Annotated in this window: 23 protein-coding genes; all 23 read left to right on the top strand. The window is 45.7% G+C overall.

The window, feature by feature from the left end:
- Positions 1-47 precede the first annotated feature (47 nt).
- The 23 genes from spoIIE (at position 48) to lysS (ending at position 25254) form a co-directional block, all read left to right on the top strand.
- A complete protein-coding gene (gene spoIIE / locus CA600_RS18745) occupies positions 48-2555 on the top strand; it encodes a stage II sporulation protein E (RefSeq protein WP_094871997.1) in 2508 nt (835 codons plus the stop codon).
- Positions 2556-3096: 541 nt separating this feature from the next.
- Positions 3097-3843, top strand: coding sequence for a VWA domain-containing protein (locus CA600_RS18740; RefSeq protein ID WP_042183866.1), 747 nt, complete (start codon positions 3097-3099; stop codon positions 3841-3843).
- Positions 3833-4771, top strand: a complete 939-nt coding sequence (locus tag CA600_RS18735) for a serine/threonine protein kinase (protein ID WP_179281661.1) — start codon at positions 3833-3835, stop codon at positions 4769-4771. The genes CA600_RS18740 and CA600_RS18735 overlap by 11 nt, the downstream gene beginning before the upstream one ends.
- A 36-nt stretch (positions 4772-4807) precedes the next feature.
- Positions 4808-6250 carry a tRNA lysidine(34) synthetase TilS gene (gene tilS, locus CA600_RS18730; RefSeq protein ID WP_042183868.1) on the top strand — a complete coding sequence of 481 codons (1443 nt, stop codon included), beginning with the start codon at positions 4808-4810 and terminating at the stop codon, positions 6248-6250.
- Between the two features lie 46 nt (positions 6251-6296).
- Positions 6297-6836, top strand: a complete 540-nt coding sequence (gene hpt / locus CA600_RS18725) for a hypoxanthine phosphoribosyltransferase (protein ID WP_094871993.1) — start codon at positions 6297-6299, stop codon at positions 6834-6836.
- A 109-nt stretch (positions 6837-6945) separates the two neighbouring features.
- Positions 6946-9000: an ATP-dependent zinc metalloprotease FtsH gene (ftsH, locus tag CA600_RS18720; protein ID WP_094871991.1), complete on the top strand. Its 2055-nt coding sequence runs from the start codon at positions 6946-6948 to the stop codon at positions 8998-9000.
- A gap of 259 nt (positions 9001-9259) precedes the next feature.
- Positions 9260-10198 carry a quinolinate synthase NadA gene (gene nadA, locus CA600_RS18715; RefSeq protein WP_042183878.1) on the top strand — a complete coding sequence of 313 codons (939 nt, stop codon included), beginning with the start codon at positions 9260-9262 and terminating at the stop codon, positions 10196-10198.
- A gap of 39 nt (positions 10199-10237) precedes the next feature.
- Complete coding sequence (nadB, locus tag CA600_RS18710) at positions 10238-11854, top strand: L-aspartate oxidase (protein WP_094871989.1); 1617 nt, start codon at positions 10238-10240, stop codon at positions 11852-11854.
- A complete protein-coding gene (gene nadC, locus CA600_RS18705) occupies positions 11844-12719 on the top strand; it encodes a carboxylating nicotinate-nucleotide diphosphorylase (RefSeq protein ID WP_094871987.1) in 876 nt (291 codons plus the stop codon). The genes nadB and nadC overlap by 11 nt, the downstream gene beginning before the upstream one ends.
- A complete protein-coding gene (locus tag CA600_RS18700; RefSeq protein ID WP_094871986.1) occupies positions 12716-13483 on the top strand; it encodes a type III pantothenate kinase in 768 nt (255 codons plus the stop codon). Before nadC ends, CA600_RS18700 begins: the two co-directional genes overlap by 4 nt.
- A gap of 47 nt (positions 13484-13530) precedes the next feature.
- Positions 13531-14415, top strand: a complete 885-nt coding sequence (gene hslO / locus CA600_RS18695; RefSeq protein ID WP_094871984.1) for an Hsp33 family molecular chaperone HslO — start codon at positions 13531-13533, stop codon at positions 14413-14415.
- A gap of 8 nt (positions 14416-14423) precedes the next feature.
- The gene (locus CA600_RS18690) at positions 14424-15368 is read left to right on the top strand and encodes a peptidylprolyl isomerase (RefSeq protein ID WP_094871982.1); all 945 of its coding nucleotides are present in this window, start codon (positions 14424-14426) and stop codon (positions 15366-15368) included.
- Positions 15369-15542: 174 nt separating this feature from the next.
- Positions 15543-16481: a cysteine synthase A gene (gene cysK / locus CA600_RS18685; protein WP_042123166.1), complete on the top strand. Its 939-nt coding sequence runs from the start codon at positions 15543-15545 to the stop codon at positions 16479-16481.
- A 386-nt stretch (positions 16482-16867) separates the two neighbouring features.
- Complete coding sequence (locus tag CA600_RS18680; RefSeq protein ID WP_256989906.1) at positions 16868-18412, top strand: anthranilate synthase component I family protein; 1545 nt, start codon at positions 16868-16870, stop codon at positions 18410-18412.
- The gene (gene pabA / locus CA600_RS18675; RefSeq protein WP_094871979.1) at positions 18409-18990 is read left to right on the top strand and encodes an aminodeoxychorismate/anthranilate synthase component II; all 582 of its coding nucleotides are present in this window, start codon (positions 18409-18411) and stop codon (positions 18988-18990) included. Before CA600_RS18680 ends, pabA begins: the two co-directional genes overlap by 4 nt.
- Positions 18987-19868: an aminotransferase class IV gene (locus CA600_RS18670; RefSeq protein ID WP_094871978.1), complete on the top strand. Its 882-nt coding sequence runs from the start codon at positions 18987-18989 to the stop codon at positions 19866-19868. The genes pabA and CA600_RS18670 overlap by 4 nt, the downstream gene beginning before the upstream one ends.
- Complete coding sequence (gene folP / locus CA600_RS18665; protein WP_094871976.1) at positions 19865-20722, top strand: dihydropteroate synthase; 858 nt, start codon at positions 19865-19867, stop codon at positions 20720-20722. The genes CA600_RS18670 and folP overlap by 4 nt, the downstream gene beginning before the upstream one ends.
- A 30-nt stretch (positions 20723-20752) precedes the next feature.
- Positions 20753-21115, top strand: a complete 363-nt coding sequence (folB, locus tag CA600_RS18660; RefSeq protein WP_042183904.1) for a dihydroneopterin aldolase — start codon at positions 20753-20755, stop codon at positions 21113-21115.
- Between the two features lie 11 nt (positions 21116-21126).
- Positions 21127-21678, top strand: coding sequence for a 2-amino-4-hydroxy-6-hydroxymethyldihydropteridine diphosphokinase (gene folK, locus CA600_RS18655; RefSeq protein WP_094871974.1), 552 nt, complete (start codon positions 21127-21129; stop codon positions 21676-21678).
- A complete protein-coding gene (locus CA600_RS18650) occupies positions 21630-21839 on the top strand; it encodes a helix-turn-helix domain-containing protein (protein ID WP_076286863.1) in 210 nt (69 codons plus the stop codon). The genes folK and CA600_RS18650 overlap by 49 nt, the downstream gene beginning before the upstream one ends.
- Before the next feature lie 40 nt (positions 21840-21879).
- Positions 21880-22896 (top strand): tRNA dihydrouridine synthase DusB, encoded by a 1017-nt coding sequence (gene dusB, locus CA600_RS18645; RefSeq protein ID WP_094871973.1) that lies wholly within the window; start codon positions 21880-21882, stop codon positions 22894-22896.
- Between the two features lie 201 nt (positions 22897-23097).
- Positions 23098-23577 carry a transcription elongation factor GreA gene (gene greA, locus CA600_RS18640; RefSeq protein WP_042183910.1) on the top strand — a complete coding sequence of 160 codons (480 nt, stop codon included), beginning with the start codon at positions 23098-23100 and terminating at the stop codon, positions 23575-23577.
- A gap of 156 nt (positions 23578-23733) precedes the next feature.
- Positions 23734-25254, top strand: a complete 1521-nt coding sequence (gene lysS, locus CA600_RS18635; protein WP_179085871.1) for a lysine--tRNA ligase — start codon at positions 23734-23736, stop codon at positions 25252-25254.
- Positions 25255-25400: the final 146 nt, after the last annotated feature.

The following is a 25400-nucleotide window of genomic DNA, read 5'->3' as shown; positions in this document are numbered from 1 at the left end:
GGTTATATAATGAGTAGCATAAATTCTTAAACGGGTGGTGTAGGGGAATGAGTAAAAGCAATGTGGTAAATTTGCCAGAGTGGACAAGAGTGGGAAGTGAAGATAAGAAACAAAGACAAGCCTTACGTACGCGCATTACAGCTTGGGTTCAGAAACAGCGGTATATGCAGCTTATAGCCGCGAAGAAATGGATGGTTTTGCTCAGTTTCATGGGATTTTTGCTGGGTAGAGCCATGATCTTGGACGAGCTATCCCCTTTTGCTGTCGCATATTTCGCCGTCATTGTGTTTATGCGTCGTGACTCCATTTTACCTGTGGCTGCAGCGATTATAGCTGGAAGTCTCTTCACTCCATTCCCCGGAGCTTTAGTTACTACTGCTGAACTGATTATTTTCTATCTAGTCTACAAAGGGCTGGAAAGTTATGAACGAATAGATTTGTCCTATGCACCATTGATGGTGTTCGTGTCTTCGTTTATGGTTGGTCTGTTCCAGATCGTTATTGGACCGTCTCTTTCCTGGTATCCGCTTATGATGATAACACTAGATGCTTTATTAGGCTTTGTACTTACACTGGTCTTCATTCAAGCGCTTCCTCTACTAACCTATAAGCAAAAGAGTAGAGCGCTCAGGAACGAAGAGGTTCTATGCCTTATTATCTTGCTTGCCTCTGTAATGACTGGTCTTGTGGGTTGGACCCTTAATGGTTTGTCTTTAGAACATATATTGTCACGATATTTGATTCTACTGTTCGCTATGGCAGGGGGGGCTCCACTTGGTGCGGCTGTCGGGGTTGTGACTGGGTTGATTCTCAGTTTGGCGGATATCAGTGCTATTTATCAGATGAGCCTGCTTGCTTTTTCTGGAATGCTAGCGGGAATGATGCAGGGGGGTAGAAAAGGTGCAGTATCCATCGGGATGTTGCTAGGATCCACGATCCTTTCCGTCTATTTTACGGGTCCGGGTGATATGATGGCCTCGACATGGGAAACCTGCGTAGCTGTAGTGCTATTTCTTATAACGCCTAAGGCGATGATATCTGCCATTGCTAAATATGTTCCGGGCACGTCAGATCATAGCCGAACTCAACACGAATATGCGCGAAGGGTCAGAGATTTAACAGCAGAACGGGTGACGCAATTCTCACAGGTATTCCAGCAGCTGTCGAGCAGCTTTGGGCAGATTCCACGTGCCGGAGAAGTAGGGAAGTCAGACCGTGAGATGGAGGATTTCATGAGTACGGTGACAGAGGGCGCCTGTGCAGGATGCATTCGGCGTTCCCACTGCTGGGATGCAAAATTCTATCAGACGTATAGATACATGACAGATATGATGACTACTGTTGAGGAATGCCCTGATATTACGGCAGCTCAGCTGCCTCCGGAATGGAGCCGGATTTGCGGTAAAACTGGCGAAGTGCTTGAAGTCATGAAAGGACAATATGATCTTTACCAACATGATATGCGATGGAAAAGACAAATATACGATAGTCGTCAATTTGTTGCCGAGCAGTTATCGGGCGTGTCACAGGTTATGGAGGACCTAGCGCGTGAAATAAAACGTGAGGGACAGGCTATGTATCGTCAGGAAGCTCAAATCCGTGAGACATTGGAGAAGTTAGGGTTGTCTATTCATAGCATCGAAATCCTAAGTTTAGATCCTGGGCGTGTAGAAATAGAGGTGGTACATGCCTATACTCGTGGTTTTGATGAATGCCGTAAAATGATCGCTCCGCTCCTTTCTGACATACTAGATGAGAATATTGCTGTCATGAGCGAGACGGCAGTCCATCCCCGGGAAGGATTGTCGATGGTTACCTTCGGTTCAGCCAAAGCCTTTGAGATAAACACAGGAGTGGCCGTTGTTTCTAAAGGCGGAGATATGCTATCTGGCGATAGCTTCAGTACCGTAGAGCTTGGAAACGGCACCTTTGCAGTATCCATTAGTGATGGAATGGGAAATGGTGAGCGGGCGAGAATGGAGAGTAGTGCCGCCCTCGGCATGTTAGAAAAGCTACTGCAATCCGGTATGGATGAGAAGCTGGCTGTAAAGTCGGTAAACTCTATTCTCTTATTACGTTCTCCTGACGAGTTCTATGCTACCGTTGACATGGCTTTAATCGATCAGTATTCCGCGCAGACAACTTTTATGAAGATTGCTTCCGCACCGAGCTTTATCCGCAGGGGTAGTGAGGTTATTCCAATAACCTCTAGCAATCTGCCTATAGGAATCATTAAAGATATCGATGTGGATCTGATCAGCATGCAGCTTCGGGCGGGTGATATTTTAATTATGATGACGGATGGTATTTATGATGCGCCTGGATATGCCGTTAATAAGGAGATATGGATGAAACGGTTGATCCAAGAGCTTGAGGGGGATGATCCTCAAGATTTGGCGGATAATCTGTTAGATAAGGTAATCCGTTATCAGGGCAATGAGATCCATGATGACATGACCATTGTCGTAAGTCGTGTAGATCATTTCCACCCAGAGTGGTCCAGCCTGCATATGCCTGGTGTCGGGCGAATGGAGCGTCCGCGTACGGTGAGCTAGTTATTTTAGGTTTAGGTTTAGTAGGTTTTAATGTTGGGTACGCGCGAAGCGCCGTATTGCTTGTATGTTTAAGCACGCACGAAGTGTCGTGTTGCCTATATATTTGCAGTGAGCGCAATGCGCCGTGCTGCTATAGGAGGTTTAAGTACGCGCGAAGCGTCGTGCGTGCTTGGAAGTCGAGGCGAGTCTGTGATGTGTAACTCGCCGGCCTCTACTATTTACGTTTCAAAGGTTCGCTGACTTTGGAGCGTAATTTTTTAGATCTAAACTGTTTACTAGTGAAGGTACGGAACGGAGAGAAAGTTTGGAGCTGTAGAAGCGGAGCGTTCGCCTTTATTATTTGATTTCAACCGCAGAGGGCGGTTTTAATAGAGAAATCAAATAATAACAGCGATCGAAAGCCCAAACATTTCTCGCAGTTCCCCTATTCACTAACTCTCTATTTTGATCTAAATTTCCCCACTTAATAGCGACCGTTTGAAATCTCTCATTTCTGGATATGCTAGAAACAGAGGTTCAAACAAAGGGGGAGTTGAGGGTTATGAAGCAAATTATGCTCATTACTGACGGTTGTTCGAATGTAGGAGAAAGTCCGGTGTTGGCAGCGGCGCATGCCCTGCAGGAGGGAATCACCGTAAATGTGGTTGGTGTAGTTGATTATGGTACGATCGGCGAACTCGGAAGCCGGGAGATTGCCGACATTGCCAAGGCCGGGGGAGGCCTTAGCCGGATAGTCGGAACGCCACAACTGGCGCAGACGATTCAAATGATGACACGCAAGACCGTGGTTCAGACGATCCAGCAGGCGGTTAATAAAGAGGTAAAAAAGATACTAGGCGATGGCTCACTGGATCAGTTACCTCCTGTTCAACGTTCACAGGTTGTTACAGTTGTAGATGAACTGACAGAAACAACACCGCTGCGCATTGCACTTCTTATCGATGCCAGTGCTAGTATGAAACCTAAATTGGGTGCCGTGGAAGATGCTATCCGCGATTTGGCGCTAAGTTTGGAAGCACGGGAAGGTAAAAGTGAGATCGCTGTGTTCCATTATCCTGGAAATAACAGCAGTGAAGATGCCAAGCTTGATCTAGATTGGACCCATGACATGTCAGGTATTCGTACGTTATTCTCTAAATTACACATGAGAGGCGCGACACCGACGGGTCCAGCTATTTTCAAGGTGCTTGAACATTATCGTTATGATACACTGGATGAACATCGTGGACGCCGACTAAGTGATGACCACGACGAAAGAGAAGGGATGATTGGTGGGTATGTCGTCTAATCCGTCCTATCCTACTGGTACCTTAATTAACGGCAAATGGCGGGGTAACCGTTATGTCGTTGAACGGATGCTGGGAAGGGGCGCGAACGGAACCGTATATCTTGTGCAAAGAGAAGGCAGACGGGAAAGGTACGCGCTAAAAATCGGATACGATACACTTGAACTTCAATCGGAGATCAATGTATTAACCTCGCTGCAATCACGGCGAAAGCGGAATGAACATCGTGCTCGTCGTGAGAATCCATTGTCTTCTTATTTTTTGGAAGCGGATGATTTTGCGAATGGGGATAATGTCCCCTTCTATGTAATGAGGTATGTTGAAGGCAAACCTCTGCATCATTTTTTATCGAAAAACGGTCCCGACTGGTTAGGCCTGGTAGGGCTTGGTCTGCTTGATAAGCTGCGCACGCTGCATGAATGCGGTTTTGTGTTCGGGGATTTGAAGCCGGAGAACGTCATGGTATCAAAGTACGGCGAAGTGGAGCTGATCGACTTTGGGGGCACAAGTCCTATGGGTCGCAGTGTGAAGCAGTTTACCGAATGGCATGACCGTGGCTTTTGGAATGCAGGCAGCCGCACGAGTGATGAGGGTTATGATCTATTCGCTTTTGCTGTACTGTGCCTCCGTCTTTTGAATGAAGAGGGGCTCAAGAAAGCTGCGCTACAGCTGCCGCAGACAAGAAGTGTAGATGAGCTGTTTAAGCTGGCTAGAAATCTACCCGACAAGAAACTATCCTCTTGGATTTGTTTGGCGTTAAAAGGAGGTTTCACCGGTTCCGCTGATGCTACAGAGCTCTGGCGAAACCATATTTACAATTCGCGTAGAAAGCGTCCTGATAGTATGGACACACCTCGCTGGCTCAAAAATGCTTTTGGGTTATCCCTGTTTGTGCTTGCCTTTACAATTTATTGGGTATTTCGGTTTTGAACTTATACATATAGTTAGAGAAAAGGGGGGCCGCATATGGAGCAAATGAATGGACTGGTGGAGTCAGTATTGGAGTCAGCAGCCGAGCACGAGCTGTGGGCGCCCCATGACACCATTGTAGTCGCAGTTTCCGGCGGCCCGGATTCTGTGGCTCTTTTGCATGTTTTGCATGAAATAGCTTTAAACGTTATGCCACTTACCTTAATATGCGCTCATGTGAATCATGGATTTAGAGCGGAGTCTAAGGAAGAGGCAGAGCTAGTACGTGGTATGGCTGAACAATTGGGACTGCCCTTTGAGTTGGCAGAATTCGATATTCCCTCTTTGGCTAAAGAGAGTGGACTCGGCCCTGAGGGGACAGCACGCGAGAAGCGATACGAATTTCTGATTGATACCGCACACCGTTATGGGGCGCGCTCCGTTGCTCTGGCTCATCATGCGGATGATCAGGCAGAAACGGTGATTATGCGTCTATTGCGAGGAAGCGGTTTATCGGGGCTATCCGGTATCAAGTGGAAAAGAACAGAAAAAAAGGTGGAACTCATTCGTCCATTCCTACGTATTAACAAAACGGCTCTTCTTGGGTTATGTCAGAATGAAGGTTTCACCTATGCCGAGGATGCGACTAATCTGCTGACGAAATACAAGCGGAATGCTGTTCGATTGGAAGTTCTTCCTTTTCTGGAAAGGTATAACGGCAGAGTGAGGCAGTCACTTGTGCAGCTTGCGGAAATTGCAGGAGCTGAGGATGAATATATGGAGGCATCTGCGGTAAAATGCTTTGAGGAGCTGGTTTCGGAAGGGGAAGGGAAATATACCTTTAACAGAGCTTCATTTGCGGCCATACCCTCCGCTTTACAACGGCGTTTGATTAAACTAATATTAAATTATCTGTCGGCGGATCTATCTGCCCTTGATTTCTCCAAGATTGAATCTGTACGTCGGGGAACGCTGCAGAGCTATCCCACCACCTGGAGTTTGGATTTAGGTGGAGGCCTGACTTGTGTGCGGCAATATGATATCATCTTGTTCTCGTCCAAGCCCGCGCAGCAACAGGCAAGCTATACATATCGTCTGTTTTTACCGGATTCCGAGCTTAAGCTGGAGGAAATAGGTAAGGTGATGTCGATGGCGGTGCTGGAGAGAGAAAACTTTTTTGTACAGGGGGAGGATTATGGGAAGATGTCGGCTTGGTTTGACCGTGATGAACTGGTCTTTCCACTAACGATACGTTCCCGATTGCCTGGAGATACCATAAGAGTCATGGGATTAAACGGAAGCAAAAAGGTAAAAGATATTTATATTGATGATAAAATACCTGCTGCTGAACGCTCAATGATCCCCCTCGTTTGTGATGGTTTGGGCAATATCGTCTGGATTCCGGGCGTAAGACGCTCGATGCATGCCGCAGTAGGGCGGCAAACGACCTCGGTTCTTCTATTGTCTCTAGCAGAGCTGGATGACCGTGAAGAAACGTAATGGTCGATGTAAGTCTTTCATAGTATAACTTAGGAGGTTTCGCAAGTTGCAAAATGATATTCAAGAAGTCTTGATCACCGAAGAGGAACTTCAGCAGAAAATTAAGGAGCTCGGCCAAAAACTGAGCGAAGAATACGCAGGACGTACCCCTTTAGTCATTTGTGTACTAAAAGGCGCGTTTATATTTATGGCAGATCTGGTTAAAGCCATTACAGTACCTGTTGAGATGGATTTCATGGCAGTATCTAGCTATGGAGCATCCACCAAGTCCTCTGGTGTTGTCAAAATTATTAAGGATTTAGATGTATCGGTAGAAGGCCGCGATATCTTGATCGTTGAAGATATTATTGACAGTGGCCTTACGCTCAGCTATTTGATTGAGCTACTCCGCAACCGCAATGCTGCTTCTATCAATGTGGTTACCTTGTTTGATAAGCCCTCAGGTCGTACGGTTAATCTGGAAGCCAGCTATACAGGCTTCGTGTTGCCAGACGAATTTGTAGTAGGCTACGGATTGGATTATGCCGAGCGGTATCGGAACCTCCCATATGTTGGAGTACTGAAGCCTGAGATTTATTCCAATTGAACTATTGATTGCCTTGATCATACGGATCGGGCACCCTTGGCTTCCTTTATTTGAGGTGTCCCAAGAGGCTATGGTACAATAACTTGAGTGTTGCGAGAGGAGGTAGGGGATGAATCGGTTCATCCGGAATTCTGGTTTTTATTTGATTTTATTTTTAGTCGTGGTGGGTATTGTCCAGTTTGTGAGCAATGGAAATGAAGCCGCCGATTTCCCTAGATACGACGAGTTACGGCAGGAGATCAAGAGCAACAATGTGAAGGATTTGACGGTTCAGTTTGAGGGTAATGCCTTTTTAGTTACAGGCGAATATAGAGAGTTGCCTGCCGATACTAAATCGAAGAGCTTCTCCACATATATTCCTCCTACAGATGCTGCTATTGATGAACTGATTCAAGCCAGTGATGTTAATGGGATTGAATTAACTCAGAAGAAAATGGAAGGTACCAGCATTTGGCTGACATTCCTTTCTTCTATTATCCCGCTAGTCATTATGTTCATCTTGTTCTTCTTCCTGTTTAACCAGGCGCAAGGTGGCGGCGGTAAAGTCATGAATTTCGGCAAGAGCAAGGCTCGGTTATATAATGAAGAGAAGAAGAAAATTAGCTTTGAGGATGTTGCAGGGGCGGACGAAGAGAAGCAAGAGCTTGTCGAAGTTGTTGAGTTCCTGAAAGATCCACGCAAATTTGCAGCTGTCGGTGCACGTATTCCTAAGGGTGTATTGCTTGTGGGTCCTCCGGGAACAGGTAAAACATTGCTTGCACGTGCAGTAGCAGGTGAAGCTGGCGTTCCTTTCTTCAGTATTTCCGGTTCTGACTTCGTGGAAATGTTCGTGGGTGTCGGTGCTTCTCGGGTACGTGATTTGTTCGAGAATGCCAAGAAGAATGCTCCATGTATTATCTTCATTGATGAAATTGATGCTGTGGGTCGTCAACGTGGCGCCGGACTTGGTGGCGGACATGACGAACGCGAACAGACACTTAACCAATTGCTGGTTGAGATGGATGGATTCGGTGGTAACGAAGGCATTATTATTGTTGCGGCAACTAACCGCGCTGATATACTTGATCCTGCATTGCTACGTCCAGGACGTTTTGACCGTCAAATTACGGTTGACCGCCCTGACGTAAAAGGCCGTGAAGCTGTACTTAAGGTTCACGCTCGTAACAAGCCTCTTACGAAAGATGTAAGACTGGATGTTGTTGCAAAACGTACAACTGGATTCACTGGTGCGGATCTGGAGAACCTGCTAAATGAGGCGGCGTTGCTAGCTGCGCGTCGTAACCGTAAGGATATTTCCATGATTGAAGTCGATGAAGCCATCGACCGTGTTATCGTAGGTACTGAGAAACGCAGTCGTGTTATCAGTGACCGCGAGAAACGTATTGTGGCTTATCATGAAGCAGGTCATACTATAGCTGGTTACTTCCTAGAGCATGCCGATATGGTGCATAAAGTTACTATTATCCCACGCGGACGTGCAGGCGGATATGTTATCATGCTTCCGAAGGAAGATCGGATGATCGTTACGAAGCAGGAGCTTTTGGATAAGGTTACTGGATTACTTGGTGGACGTGTTGCCGAAGAATTGTTTATTGGCGAGATCGGTACGGGTGCATACAGTGACTTCCAACAGGCTACGCGCATCGTGCGTGCTATGATTATGGAGTACGGTATGAGCGATAAGCTTGGACCTATGCAGTTCGGATCTTCTCAAGGTCAAGTATTCTTGGGTCGTGATATTGGGCATGAGCAGAATTATAGTGATTCCATTGCTTATGAGATTGATCAAGAAATGCAGAACTTTATTACTTCGAGCTACGAGCGTTGTAAAGAGCTGTTGCTCAAACACTCTAAAGAAATGCACTTGATTGCCAATACCTTACTTGAGAAGGAAACACTTGAGCTTGATCAGATCAAAGAACTGATTGAACAAGGCTTCCTTTCCGAAGATGGTAAAGCTAAGGATGGTGAAGGTGTTGCACTTGAAGTTGGTGAACCAGTCATTGATAATATCGGTGATGTGAAAGTTCGCATTCAAGGCAAACCTGAGGATGCACAGTCCACAATCCCTGATCTATCGAAGGATATCCCGAATAACCCTGATTCTGAGGGTAATGATGATTCCGACGATAACAACAAAGGTGGCGGCACTAGCCTTTCCTAAATGGTCTCACGATTCATATGATGTAAATTTATCCGGAGAACGTAACTGTTCTCCGGATTTTTTATTTTAATTTTTAAGGGATTTTGAGCCTTAAAGCCTGTCCAGTTACATTGACAGAGACTGGAACGTTGTGTACATTAGTGATTAATATTACTTACTATTCATATCAGTATGTTCATTTTTTCACCATGATGGCTCATGCCATTTGATAACATCGCGCCGGCTTAAAGCCGCGAAGATTTAAGGGGGAGAACAATCGGTGGAAGCTCTGGCACTTGAGCGCAAGCAGGAACAGAATCGAGAACTTCGGATACGTCTTGAACAGCTTAAAAAGGAAAGAAACGCAATTATTTTAGCTCATTATTATCAACGTGATGAAATTCAGGAGGTTGCCGATTTCCGGGGCGACTCTTTCTTACTCGCTCAGAAGGCTGCGGAGACAGATGCAGAGGTTATTGTATTCTGCGGTGTTCATTTCATGGGGGAGAGTGCTAAAATTCTGGCCCCAAATAAAACCGTCCTTATTCCTGATGAACGTGCAGGTTGTCCAATGGCTGATATGGTCAATGTAGACGGTTTGCGTAAGCTGAAAGCACAGCATCCAAATGCTAAAGTGGTTACTTATATCAACTCGTCTGCAGAGATTAAAGCGGAGACTGATATCTGTTGTACCTCTGCAAATGCCGTGAAAGTAATCGAATCCCTCGATGCTGAAGAAATTATCTGGGTACCCGATAAGAATCTTGGCCAATATGTACAAGATCAGACCGGTAAAAAACTGATTATCTGGGAAGGCTACTGCAACACTCACGACATGTTGACCGTTAAAGATGTAGTAGAAATGAGAGCGAAATACCCAGAAGCAGAATTTGTAGTTCATCCAGAATGTCGTCCGGAAGTAGTAGCCATGGGTGATTATGTGGGTAGTACTACATCCATTCTCGAATATTGCCGGAAATCAGACCGCAAGCAGTTTATTGTTGGGACTGAAGACGGTACAGGATATCAGCTTCGTAAAGATAGTCCGGATAAAGAATTCCATTTTGCTACAAAATTTCTTGTTTGTCCTAATATGAAAGTTAACAATCTAAAAAAACTGGTGAAATGCCTGGAGACGATGAAGCCACAAATCTATGTACCGCCTGCTGTCGCCGACAAAGCCAGAACTTCCCTAGAGCGCATGCTACAAGTCCGGTAGTATGCGCTACTCTTTCGTTGAAACAGGTGAAACGCGGTCATGATTCCACAATATTTGGTTGATTTTGATCTTCGGGATATTCCTAAAGTAAAAACAGATTGTATTGTTATCGGTTCAGGGATTGCCGGATTGTTCACGGCTATTAAAGCTAGTGAAGATCGGCGTGTCATTATGATCACAAAGAAATCAGTAATGGAGAGTAATACTCGCTATGCACAGGGGGGGATCGCAGCTGTAATAGCTGAGGACGATTCCCCTGCTTATCACCGGCAGGATACATTAATGGCTGGAGCAGGTCTTTGCTCATCCACAGCTGTCGATGCACTTGTTAATGAAGGACCAGATAGAGTTCATGAGCTAATTCGTTTAGGTACTCTTTTTGATAAGGAAGATGGGGTACTGGCTTTGACGCAGGAAGGAGCGCATAGCCACCGTCGTATTTTGCATGCTAATGGAGATGCTACAGGTTACGAGATTGTTCGTGCTTTGGCTGAACAGGTAGCTGAACATGAGAACATTGAGGTGTGGGATGATCACTATGTCATTGATCTCATCACTGAAGGTGGAGAATGTGTAGGCGCATTGTTGCAGCGTCCCGGCGGCGGACGGTTATTCCTGCAAGGGGATGCGACTATTTTGTGCTCTGGTGGTGCAGGACAATTATTTAGATACACTACTAACCCTGAAGTAGCTACAGGCGACGGGGTAGCCATTGCTTACCGTGCCGGCGCTCATATACGAGATATGGAATTTATTCAATTTCATCCTACAGCATTAAGTTATCCTGGAGCTCCTAGATTCTTAATCTCCGAAGCAGTTCGAGGGGAAGGAGCAGTATTGCGCAATATTAATGGAGAGCGGTTCATGGAGCGTTATCATGAGCTGCTTGAGCTAGCTCCACGAGATATTGTAGCTCGGGCTATTGTAAGTGAAATGGAGCTTACAAAATCAACGTTTGTCTATTTGGATATTACGCATGAATCCCCGGAAATGGTGAAGCATCGTTTCCCTACAATACATGAGACATGTATGGGCTATGGACTGGATATTACAAGTGATTGGATTCCAGTAGCTCCAGCTGCGCATTATATGATGGGGGGCATTAAGACCGATCTGAATGGGGAAAGTACGATACCTCGCTTGTTTGCTTGCGGGGAGGTTTCTTCCACAGGCGTACATGGTGCTAATCGGTTAGCAAGCAATTCATTATCGGAAGCAGTTGTTTTTGGGCATCGTATTATTGAGCGGATTCGCAAATTATCCCCGCTTGGACGTGATGTTTTATCAGTTAGTAGTAACGAAGGGCGTGTTGATTTGCCAACGCAAGCTATTGTGGAACGCCGTTTGAAGCTACAAAAGGTAATGGTTCGATATGCTGGATTACGACGTAATGAAGAGACCTTGTCTAAGGGAATAGAAGAATTGAAACGGCAGCTACCCATCTTTGGATCGGTATTGACTAAACGCGAGGAATACGAGTTCGCTAATATGCTGACCTGCTGTTTGCTCGTGACAGAGTCTGCTCTAGCACGGGAAGAGAGTCGCGGGGCACATTACCGTGAGGATTACCCGCAGCGAAGTGATGATCAGTGGCGCAAGCACCTGCTTCAAATTCGCGATCTGGGAATAGTGGAGGAATTAAGCGATGATGTTTAATGGTTACAATGAAGAACTAGTACAATCCATCAAGGCTTGGCTGCGGGAAGATGTTGGCTCCGGGGATGTAACAACACAGATGACGATACCTGTTGGCCATGAGTCTAAAGGGATTATTCATGCTAAAGAAGATGGCGTCATTTGTGGTATCCCGATTGCAGAGCTGGTTTTTGAAATTGTTGATCCTACGCTTAGCTTTACAGCCCTTGTAGAAGAAGGTCAAGCAGTGACAAAAGGGACTGTAATTATCGAGGTGGAGGGTAGCACACACGCAATTCTTACAGGTGAACGGCTTGCACTGAACTTGATGCAGCGCCTTTCGGGTGTTGCATCACGTACCGCATCTTTCGTACAGGTGCTCGCTGGATTACCGACTCGTCTAGTCGATACACGTAAGACTACACCAGGACATCGTATGCTGGAAAAATATGCAGTTCGTGTTGGTGGAGGCTTTAACCATCGCTTTGGTCTATATGATGCGGTTATGATCAAGGATAATCATATCAAAGGTGCAGGTGGGATTAGGCAGGCGGTAGGCCGTGCTCGGAAGAACATTCCACATACGATGAGTATTGAAGTGGAGACTGAGAATTTAGAGCAAGTAGAAGAGGCACTGGCAGCAGGTGCTGATATTATTATGCTTGATAATATGTCTAACGAGATCATGAAGCAAGCGGTGGCCAGGATTAAAGCTAAAGCTCCACATGTCAAGACAGAGGCCTCCGGCAATGTATCGTTAGAAACGGTTCGCGGGATCGCAGAAACAGGTGTGGATGTGATTTCTGTAGGACGCCTTACGTACTCCTTCTCCAGTCTGGATATTAGTCTAGACCTTAATGCCAAGAAGGAAGGGTCCTCATCATGATGCTTGCTGTAGATATCGGTAATACCAATATTGTTCTCGGTGTATACAGAAAGCGCGAATTGTTGCATCATTTTCGGCTAAGTACTGCGCGCCAATCCACCGTGGATGAATATGGAGTGCTGATACACAATCTTTTTCAGATGTCAGGGATCTCTGTCAAAGATGTGGAAGGCGTAATTATATCCTCGGTAGTTCCACCTCTGGTTAAGACTATCGTAGATATGTGTATAAAATATATAGGTAAAGAACCGTTACTCGTGGGGCCAGGGATAAAAACGGGACTTAATCTTCGTTATGAGAATCCGCGTGAGATTGGCGCAGACCGGATTGTTAATGCAGTTGCTGCGATTGAGCAATATAAATGTCCGCTTGTTGTTGTTGATTTTGGTACGGCTACGACCTTCGACTGTATCGATGCAGGAGCTAATTATCTCGGAGGAGCGATTGTTCCGGGTCTTGTTATTTCTACAGAGGCCTTATATCAGCGAGCATCGAAGCTGCCGCGAATTGAGTTAGAGAAGCCTAAAAAGGTTATCGGACGTAATACAGTTCACGCTATGCAGGCTGGTATTATTTTTGGGTATGCAGGCCAAGTGGAGGGGATTGTAAAGCGTATCAAAATCGAGATGAATGCTCCGGAACTGAAGGTTATTTCTACTGGAGGGCTTGCTTCGCTAATTGCGGGGGAGACGGATTGTATCGACGAAGTAAACCCTATGTTAACACTAGAAGGATTACGAATTATTTATGACCGTAACCAATAAAGATAAAGAAGCCTAAAGGGCGATGAGATAGGAGGGCTATGCACCCAATGGAAAAAAAGAAGGATCGACTTATCCGTGGAACGGCTATGAATGGTAAAGTGAGAGCGTTTGCTGTCCGCACAACAGAATTGGTCGAGGAATTGCGGCGCAGACATGATACGTATCCAACGGCTACAGCCGCACTTGGACGTACAGTTACCGCTGCAGCCATGATGGGCGCTATGCTCAAAGGAAGAGAGAAGCTATGCATTATGGTTAAAGGGGATGGACCGATCGGGCAAATCGTTGCGGAGTCCAATGCGTTGGGAGAAGTGTGCGGTTATGTACATCATCCTCACATTCACTTACCTAGCAATAGTATGGGGAAATTGGATGTTGCTGGAGCCGTAGGCACTGAAGGGTTCATTGATATTATAAAGGATTTAGGCTTGAAAGAACCTTATCGAGGTAGTATTCCTATCATCTCCGGAGAACTTGCGGAAGATTTTACTTATTATTTCGCTGTTTCTGAACAAACCCCAGCTGCAGTTGGCTTAGGTGTATTAGTGGATACCGATGAGTCAGTGATTGTAGCCGGAGGGTTTATCGTGCAGCTTCTTCCAGGACTGACGGATGCGGAGATTACGGAGATCGAAAAAGCTCTAGGGGCTATGCCTTCCGTGACAACACTTCTTGATCAGGGCCTAGAGCCAGAAGAAATGCTGCGTATTCTTTTGCCGGATGCGATAGTTATGGATGAACTGGATATTAACTTTGCTTGTCAATGTTCGCGTGAGCGGGTAGAGCAGACATTGGTTAGCTTAGGGCAAGATGAACTGGAGAGATTAATTGCAGAAGATGAGCAGGCTGAAGTTGTATGTCATTTTTGCAACGAGGCTTATGTTTTTAATAAGGACGAATTACAGGTCATTTTAGAACAAGCGAAATCGTAGGGCATGGGATGATGACGAGACAGGAACGTGCACTTCGCAATACGGTTGTTATTCTGGCTGTTGCAACTTTAATGCTCGGGGGTCTATTGTTCTGGAGCTTACGTGCAATGGCTCTTCTAAAAGGAGATACAACAGAAAACGAAACACCGGATGCAGCGACTGCAGGCGGACAACCGATAACAGATAAGCAGTGGATGGATGAGCTCAAAAAAAAGCATGGGCACGAAGTGCTGGTTGGAATGATTAATCATATTGTTGTGGAGATGGAAGCAAAGGCTCTGGGGATTACCGTGACCGACGATGAGGTTGAACAAGAACTTGCACGAACTATGATTGGATACGGATCGGAAGAACAGTATTATGCTCAAATGCAGTCTCAGCTGGGGTTATCTCGTCAGGAAGTGTTCGCGGAAACGGCTTATCGTCTAACCTTACAAGCAATAGCTACTGATGGTATTACGATTAAGGAAGCTGATATCGATACTTATTTAGACCAAAATACGGAGCGTTTCACGCCCAAAAGGGAATTGGAACTCTCCATGATTAAGGTTGCATCTTATGATGAAGGCGAGCAAGTAATGGATCGCTTGGAGCAGGGCGAGAATTTTGCTGATTTAGCCAGGGAAGTTTCCATTGATGCAGAGAGTCGGCAGCAAGGAGGACGTTTGGGCAAAGTAGAGGAAGATGACCCTTTTTGGCCGGAGGGACTGCTTAAGACCGCTGCTAGTTTGGATGAAGGTGATATAGCGGGGCCGATTCAGGCAGAGGACGACTTCGCTATCATTCGACTAGAGAGTATTCATACACAAAATATACCGGACCAAAAGGAAATTCGGGCGCTGGTACGTCAAGAGCTGGCTTTGGAGCAAGCCCCCTCTTTACAACAAGTGGAGAGTGATTTGCGCACGAAATATGATGTGGCAATAAATATTGACAACAGCCTGCAAGATTGATAATATGATATTAATGTAAAACCTACCGTTTTAGTCGGAAATAACTAACGGTAGTCTAATATCTACACCCCTTTATAGCAGTTATTATTGCATAATAGGGACACACATACAGAAGAGTAAAGTCACAATTTACGTTCTTATATCGCATTTATCATTCTAAGGAGGTTTTTGCTCATGGCTAAAGTCGTTAACAACGTAACAGAATTGATCGGAGGTACTCCGCTCGTTCGTTTGAATCGTCTGGCACAGGAAGGCTCCGCAGATATTTATTTGAAATTAGAATATCAGAATCCAGGATCAAGCGTAAAAGACCGTATCGCAATCAGCATCGTTGAAGAAGCTGAACGTGAAGGTCTGCTGAAACCTGGAGGTACAATTGTAGAAGCAACTAGTGGTAACACTGGGATTGGCTTGGCACTTGTGGCTGCGGCTAAGGGTTATAAGGCAGTTATCGTAATGCCGGAAACCATGAGCTTGGAACGCCGTAATCTACTTCGTGCATACGGAGCAGAATTGGTTCTGACTCCAGGATCGGAAGGCATGAATGGTGCGGTTAAGAAAGCAGAAGAAATTCTGAAAGAAAACCCAAGCTATTTCCCATCGGAGCAGTTCAAGAATAAAGCGAATGTGAAGATCCACCGTGAGACTACTGGACCTGAAATCGTTGAAGCTATTGAGTCCATCGGTGGCCCACTGGATGCTTTTATTGCAGGTATCGGAACAGGTGGAACGATCACGGGTGCAGGTGAAGTGCTGAAGAGTAAATATCCTGACGTGAAGATCTATGCTGTGGAACCTGCTGCTTCTCCAATCTTGGCAGGAGGCAAACCAGGCCCTCACAAAATTCAGGGTATCGGAGCAAACTTCATTCCTGAAATCCTGAACCAGGACATTTATGATGAGATCATTCATGTTGAGAACGATGAAGCATTTGAAACTGCACGCCGTGTAGCTAAAGAAGAAGGCGTCTTGTCTGGGATTTCTTCCGGTGCAGCAGTATTTGCGGCACTTAAGGTTGCTAAAGACCTCGGTCCTGGCAAGAAGGTAGTTGTCATCATCCCAAGTAATGGTGAACGTTACCTGAGCACACCACTTTATAATTTCGAAGCGTAATTGTTTGCAATAACGTAATCTATAAGAGTCTTCATACCACTTTTCTGGTGGTGATGGAGACTCTTTTCGTTGATTAAATGGGCAAAAGGTTCTGTGGATATATGACGATCTAGACGTGGTATTACTGAAGAGTTAAAGCCATAATAATTTCCTATAGCTGGGGGCTTTTCAATAATGCCTTAAGTACAGTATACTGACAGGCAATATACTACTGATGATTAATAATAAGTAGTTGCTAGACAAAACTAAGCGAATGCTTACGAAGTGAGTTTTATTGCGTAGTGATGTCTATGATGTAATTGCTCCATAAAACTTTTAGGAGGATGGCTTTGGAAATCATAACGACATGGCATGAGTGGGAACAATGGGCAGCTGAAGACTGGAGCATGTTCCCCTTGATTATAAAATCACCCAAGTGCTCGGGGGAATTGCCCGCATCCTGGAAGAAGGCCTGGGAACTAGCTTCTGAATACTCCGTAGTGTTGGAGAGTGGCAAGGGTGGCCGCTATACGTACTTAGGGTTAAATCCTGTATCAATATTAGAGGGCAAGGGAGAAGGTGCTGAGGTGTTTAGCCTTTTTCCCGAATCATTGGGTCATACAGCCGATGAGGGTTCACATGAGACTAGAACGCTGCTAGGTCAGCCGCTAGAACTGCTACAGCAATGGATGTCAGGCTTCACCTCGCCAAGTCTAAACGTTAAGGGTATTCCCCCTTTTACCGGTGGATGTATTGGATTTCTAGGGTACGATGTGGTTCGTTCATTGGAGCGTTTACCGTCTCTTGCACAAGATGATCCCGGTTTTCCTGATTATCTCTTTATGAGGATGGATGAGGTATGGATTTATGATCACGAAGAGCATGTGCTTTATTGTGCTGTTCACGTCCCGGTTCCAGCAGAATGTGGGATGGAGGATTTGCAGAACCTTTATCTCGGTGCTATAGAACAGGCTGGGCGAATGGTAGAGCAGTGGCAGTTGGTATCCACTGCTTCGGGATTGAACGAAGAGATCAAAAGTAGCATGGAGGCCCTCACAGATTCCTCAGGAGAGTGGCCCGGTATGACCTCGGCCTTCTCGCCTGAGAAGTTCCAGCAGGCCGTGCTGGACGTTCAGGAATATATCCGTCAAGGCGATGTATTTCAGGTGAACCTCTCGCTGCGCCAGGAGGCGCAGCTGAAGTCCTCGCCGGAGGATGTTTACGAATGGCTGCGAGGGCTCAATCCGTCCCCGTACATGGGGCTCTTACGGTCGCCCGGCTTCGCGCTGTCCAGCGCTTCACCGGAGCTGCTCGTCAAGCTGCACGGGGACAAAGTGAGCGCCCGGCCAATCGCCGGCACCCGGCGCCGGGGCCTGACTCCCGCGGAGGATGCCGCCATGGAGGCGGAGCTTCGCGGGAGCGAAAAAGAGATCGCCGAGCATATCATGCTTGTCGATCTGGAGCGCAACGACATCGGGCGTGTCGCGGCATATGGATCCGTCAGCGTGCCTGAGCTGATGACGGTGGAACGCTACTCTCATGTGATGCATCTCGTTTCACAGGTAGAGGGCCAGGTCGCACCGGATAAGGATGCTTATGCTGTAATCGCAGCATTGTTCCCAGGGGGAACGATTACAGGTGCGCCCAAAGTAAGAACAATGGAAATCATTGAAGAGCTGGAGCCGGTTCGGCGTGGGCCGTATACAGGATCTATGGGCTTTATTGACTATAACGGAAATATGGAATTAAATATTATTATTAGAACACTGGCTGTAAAGGATGGAGTCGGATATATTCAGACAGGTGCGGGCATCGTGATCGACTCTGATCCATACCGTGAATACCGTGAATGCCATAATAAAGCCAAAGCGGTAGTGAAGGCAGTACGCTGTAGTGAACTACAGCAGGAATCGCTAACTGCCATTGGCGCCGAAGGGGGAGAAACACTGTGATCTTGGTCATCGATAATTATGATTCCTTTACGTATAACCTCGTGCAGTATTTAGGTGAACTTGGGGAAGAGGTTAAAGTACACCGCAACGATGAAATTACCATTGAAAAAATTGAAAAAATGGCTCCCGATCATATTTTAATTTCACCAGGACCATGTACACCTAATGAAGCGGGGATCAGCTTGGAATTGTTACATCATTTCAAAGGTATTATTCCGATCTTCGGTGTATGCCTAGGGCATCAGGCGATAGGCCAAGCATTTGGTGGGAATGTTATTCGTGCAGAGCGTTTGATGCATGGAAAGACATCCCCGATTCATCATAAGGGCACGTCGGTATTTGAAGGTCTGGAGTCTCCTTTTACAGCAACAAGATATCATTCTTTGATTGTAGAGCGCGAGAGTCTGCCGGATTGTCTGGAGATTACAGCGGAGACCGAAGAAGGGGAGATTATGGCACTGCGCCATAAAGACTACCCTATCGAAGGTGTGCAATTCCATCCGGAATCGATTATTACGGATCATGGTCATACGATGCTGCGTAATTTCTTGAAACGGAGAGCCGGAGAAACGGCATGAAATATATAGGATTTAACAATGGTGTCATTGATGCAAGACAAGCCGTGGTTTCCGCACTGGATCACGGTTTTTTATACGGCATAGGATTGTTCGAGACCTTTCGTACGTATAGGGGAGTGCCTTTTCTGCTGGAGCGTCATTTGAAGCGTATGGCAGAGGGGTGCAAAGAGCTTGGCATTCCATTTGCGCAGGATGTCGATCAGCTGCAGGAGTGGATTCAGCGTGTAATGGATAAAAATGAATTAAAAGAAGCTTATATACGTTATACAGTGACCGCTGGTGAAGATATTCTCGGATTACCCGCAGGCGATTATTGCGAACCTAATCATTTGCTGTACATCAAAGCGCTGCCGAATGTATCCGAAAAGATATATAGCGAAGGCAAAGATCTGCAACTGTTGTCTTTACGGCGTAACACTCCGGAGGGAGCGGTTCGATTCAAGTCTCTGCATTATATGAATAATATTTTGGCCAAGCGTGAGCTTAGAGGTTATGTCTCTGCGGCCAATGGTGCTGAAGGAGTGATGTTGACTGCACAAGAGGTCATAGCAGAGGGCATTGTCAGCAACATCTTTTTTATAAAAAATAATATTCTCCACACTCCAGATATCTCAACTGGGATTCTTCCGGGAATTACCCGGGAAATGGTAATGGAGCTCGCTCGTAGTGCTGGAATCAGGGTAGAAGAAGGCGCATATCATTGGGAACAGTTGAAAACAGCCGATGAAGTATTTCTTACCAATTCCGTACAAGAAATTGTCCCGGTCGCAACGCTTTGGGAAAAAGATAAAAAATTCACCGTAGGCGATGGCCTTTGCGGCAGAATGACTTCGGATTTGATTTTATTCTATAGAGAAAGGACGGGAATATCGAAATGAGACCAGCCATATTCAAGCGGACATACCGCTGTGGAAATACTGATTTGGAATTGGGAAATCGAACGCTGATTATGGGTATCCTGAATGTAACCCCGGATTCTTTTTCAGATGGAGGACTTTGGGATGATCCAGACAAAGCAGTAGAACATGCGCTACAAATGGCCGCAGACGGTGCTGATATTATAGATATTGGTGGAGAATCTACCCGTCCTGGTCATAAACCAGTGGGGCTTGAAGAGGAATTAGCTCGTGTATTGCCTGTCATCGAGAGTATTCATCGAGCGGCACCGCATATCCCGTTATCTATAGATACCTACAAAGCTGAAGTGGCACGCCAAGCTATTGCTGCTGGTGCGCATATCATTAATGATATATGGGGCTGTAAGGCTGATCCGGAAATGGCGGCAGTGGCAGCTGCTGCAGACTGTCCCATTATTTTGATGCATAACCGGCAGGACCGTGATTATACGAATCTAAGTGCGGATATGTCGGCAGACCTTAAGGAAAGTATTGATCTTGCTTTAGCCGCAGGAGTGAAGCCAGCCAATATCATCTTGGATCCAGGGATCGGCTTTGCGAAGGATTGTAATGAAAATTTGCAGGCGATGATGCTTTTGGATGGATTGACTGAGTTTGGCTATCCACTGTTACTGGCGACTTCACGCAAAAAATTCATCCGTACCGTACTTGATTTACCCGCTGATGATGTTGTGGAAGGTACCGCAGCTACAGTAGCCTTTGGTATTGCTCAGGGCTGCCAAATTGTACGAGTGCATGATGTGTCTCTGATAAAACGAACAGTCAAGATGTGTGATGCGATGTTGTATGCTGCACCTCCATTGGTGCGTGAATAAAGATATTTTATAAAAAGGGCGGGTTTAAAGATGGATAAAATGACACTGCATCGAATGGAATATTACGGATATCATGGTGTGTTTGAAGAAGAGCGTAAGCTGGGCCAACGTTTTTACATTGATTTGGAGCTGGAACTCGATCTACAGGGAGCGGGCCAGAACGATGATTTGAACCAAACCGTAAACTATGCTGAAGTGCATGAACTGGTCAAAAACATTGTCGAAATAAAGTCCTTTAAGTTAATTGAAGCTCTGGCAGAATATATTGCATCCTCCGTACTGGACACTTATACTGTTATCAATGCAGTAACGGTAAAGGTAACTAAACCGCATCCGCCATTCGACATTCATTTTCAGGGAGTGACTGTGGAGCTGCGCAGAACTAGAAAGTGAGAACAAAGTCCATGAATATACATTCCACCTCTGAAGAATCAGAGGCTTATATTGCTTTAGGGGCTAATTTGGGCGACCGTGAAGGCACGCTGTCAGAGGCTTTGAACAGACTGAATAATCATGATGAAATATCGGTAGTTCGCTGCTCCAAAGTCTACGAGACAGAGCCGGTAGGTTATTTAGATCAGCCGCAGTTTCTTAATATGGCAGCAGCTTTGCGCACGACGCTTGCGCCAGAGACCTTGCTGGAAGTAATGCTGGGGATCGAAACGAAGCTGGGTCGTATCCGGGATATTCGCTATGGACCGAGAACGGTAGATCTAGATTTATTGTGGGTAGAGGGCCAGACACTTGATACTCCGCATTTAACGTTACCGCATCCGCGTATGTTTGAGCGTGCATTTGTAATGCTTCCGCTCAGTGATATCGTTCCACAGAATGAACAGACTTCCGGACTCCGCAAGTTGATTACAGCAGCGCTTCAAGACATAGACGGGAAGGAAGGAATTCGATTGTGGACAACAAGCGTATGGGACGGAGGGTCAGGGCATTCCGCAAGCTAAAAGGTTATACTCAACAAGAACTTGCGGATCTCACTGGAATTTCCTTGGCTGTGCTTGGCGCAGTCGAGAGGGGAAATAGGCGTTTAGAAGATCAAATTTTAGATAAAATTGCGAATGTACTAGGGGTTACAACCGAAGAATTGGTTAACCCTGACTCATAATTTTTAAGCAATTCAAATAGGAATAGTGGAAGTGATACGAATGCTGAAGATTGGCGACATTGAGATGAAAAATCAAGTTGTTCTGGCACCTATGGCTGGGGTGTGCAATCCGGCCTTTCGTCTAATCGCTAAAGAGTTTGGTACAGGTTTAGTCTGTGCGGAAATGGTGAGCGACAAGGCTATTATTCACGGGAATACGCGTACTCGCGAAATGTTGTTTGTAGATGAACGGGAGAAACCGCTTAGTTTGCAGATTTTTGGCGGGGATAGAGAATCACTGGTGCAAGCAGCTAAAGTGGTTGATAAAGAAACCAATGCTGATATTATCGATATCAATATGGGATGCCCAGTGCCTAAAGTAACTAAATGTGATGCGGGAGCCCGCTGGCTTTTGAATCCCGACAAAATCTATGAAATGGTCTCTGCGGTTGTCGATGTTGTCGATAAACCCGTAACCGTGAAAATGCGGATTGGCTGGGATAGCGAGCATATTTTTGTCGAGGATAATGCGCGTGCAGTAGAGCGTGCCGGTGGCAAAGCTGTCAGTGTACATGGACGAACACGGGAGCAGCTTTACACGGGGCGTGCGGATTGGAATTATATCAAGATGGCAAAAGAAGCGGTCTCTATTCCGGTTATCGGCAATGGTGATGTCAACACACCTGAAGATGCCCGGGCAATGCTGGATCAGACCGGTTGTGATGGCGTAATGATCGGGCGTGGTGCGTTAGGTAATCCATGGATGCTGTTCCGTACGATTCAGTATTTAAGCACCGGGGAACTGATGCCTGAACCTGGATTGGATGAGAAGATTAAGGTTGCCATTCTTCATATGGATCGGCTGGTTGCACTTAAGGGAGAAGCAGTAGCCGTTCGGGAGATGCGTAAGCATATGGCTTGGTATTTAAAAGGCCTGAAATCTGCTGCACGAGTGAAGGATGTGCTCATGTTAGAGACAGAACGTGATGGAATGGTGAAGATTTTAAATGATTTTGTCGTTCAACTACAGCATGAAGAAGAGAATAAGGGTAATGTAATGTCTGCTTCCGCAATATAAACGTTATTTTCCTAACGCTTTTTGAACACATCCCACTTTATATGTGGTGTCATTGACATTTTGTAGCGGTTCCAATATAATTTCACAGTATAAAATCGCCGTTACAGTAAGTGCAATGCAGCAGGGAGGGTTCTTATCCTCCTAGATTAGCATATAGTATGGTGTTTTCAATAAATGTATACGACAGGAGAATCGGTTGAGATGAGCGATAAAGAAGTCATCCTTACGCCGGACGGGCTAAAGCGTCTGGAAGATGAGCTGGAATTCCTCAAATCTGTGAAACGCCGCGAGGTTGCTGAACGGATTAAGGTAGCGATTGGCTACGGAGATATCAGTGAGAACTCGGAGTATGAAGACGCGAAGAATGAGCAGGCTTTTATCGAAGGACGCGTTATCACCTTGGAGAAGATGCTTCGTAACGCGCGCATCATTAATAGCGACGAGATCGTTACTGATGTGGTAAGTATCGGTGTTACTGTAAGTGTTGAAGATTTGGAGTATGGTGACACTATGGAATACACGATCGTAGGTACAGCGGAGTCCGATCCACTGAATAATAAGATCTCCAACGAAAGTCCAGTAGGCAAAGCCATCATCGGCAAGAAAATAGGCACGATTGTTGACGTTAATACACCTGCAGGCGTTATTCAATATAAAATTCTCGATATCAGAATGAAGTAGTGTACAGATCTTATAGTCTGTAAATAGATGTGCTGCCGAATGTATAAGTAGTTTTGTTGTATACAGGCAGATAAGGGAACATTGTTTGGGAAAGCTTCCTTAGGGAAGCTTTTTTTCAAAATATAAGGGATTTATATCTGCAAGGGGATGAATAGCATGACCGAGGAAATGAATAATGTGGAGAATGCAGAGAACGAACTAAGTGAGCTTTTGCAAATCCGCCGTGCCAAATTGGACGAGCTAAGAGGACTTGGCATCGATCCTTTCGGCAAAAAGTATGAGCGTACAGCTAACGCTGGCGACCTAGTATCGAAGTATGATGGACTTTCAAAAGAAGAATTGGACGAGCTGTCTGTTGAAGTCAGCATAGCGGGTCGCATTATGGCAAAACGTGTTATGGGTAAAGCCAGTTTTGCGCATATCCAAGACCTCAGTGGAAGAATTCAGCTTTATGTTCGTCAAGACAGCATTCCTGAAACGCAATACGCAGCGTTCAATGTTCTCGATCTAGGAGATATCATTGGCGTTCGCGGAACAGTATTCAAAACCAAAACAGGCGAGACCTCCATTAAAGTGCATAATCTCGAAGTCTTGTCCAAGTCCTTGTTGCCACTTCCTGAGAAATATCATGGCCTTAAAGATGTAGAGCTGCGCTACCGTCAGCGCTATGTTGATTTGATTATTAATCCAGAAGTTCAACAGACCTTTATTGCTCGTTCAAGAATCATTCAATCGATGCGACGTTATTTGGATTCACTTGGCTATCTTGAAGTTGAAACACCTACACTTCATGCGATTGCCGGTGGAGCTGCTGCGCGTCCGTTCATCACTTACCACAACACGCTTGAAATGCAGCTTTATATGCGTATTGCTATTGAGCTTCATTTGAAACGTCTTATTGTTGGTGGACTGGAAAAAGTATACGAAATCGGTCGTGTATACCGTAATGAAGGCATTTCGACTCGTCACAATCCTGAGTTTACTATGATTGAGCTGTATGAAGCTTATGCTGATTACAAGGACATCATGAACCTTACGGAGAATATGATCGCTCATATTGCCCAAGAGGTATTAGGAACTCAACAGGTCGACTATCAAGGTAAGCCAGTAGATCTGTCACCAGGATGGCGTCGTGTAACTATGGTTGATGCCGTTAAAGAAGTAACCGGTGTTGATTTCAGTGTTCATATGACAGATGAGGAGGCACAGGCTCTGGCAAAAGAGCATCGTGTACCTGTCGAGAAGCACATGTCTTTCGGTCATATCCTTAATGCCTTCTTCGAGCAATTTGTAGAGGAAACTCTGATTCAGCCTACCTTTGTAATGGGACATCCGGTTGAAATCTCACCACTCGCTAAGAAAAACGATGAGGATCCACGCTTCACCGACCGTTTTGAATTGTTTATTGTGGGTCGTGAGCATGCGAATGCCTTTAGTGAATTGAATGATCCGATCGACCAGCGTCAACGCTTTGAAGCGCAAATCCAGGAGAAAGAGCAAGGTAATGACGAAGCTCATGAAATGGACGATGACTTCATCCGTGCTTTGGAATATGGTATGCCTCCTACAGGTGGACTGGGAATCGGTGTAGACCGTTTGATCATGTTGCTTACCAATTCTGCATCTATTCGTGATGTACTGCTGTTCCCGCATATGCGTAACCGTACAAACGAATAGTATTTATACAACAATGAGCACAGGGGAGCTGTCTAGCGGCGGTTCTCCTTGGCTACTGTTGATCAGAAGGTAAAGGTTCTGGTATCGTTTTGAGGATATATAGCTTAATACTTATTTATTTGAAAAAAAGTGTTGCAATGAATCTC

The sequence above is a fragment of the Paenibacillus sp. VTT E-133280 genome, assembly GCF_002264385.1.
Lineage (GTDB): Bacteria > Bacillota > Bacilli > Paenibacillales > Paenibacillaceae > Paenibacillus_AQ > Paenibacillus_AQ nitricinens.
This window is presented reverse-complemented; position numbering and strand designations above follow the sequence as displayed.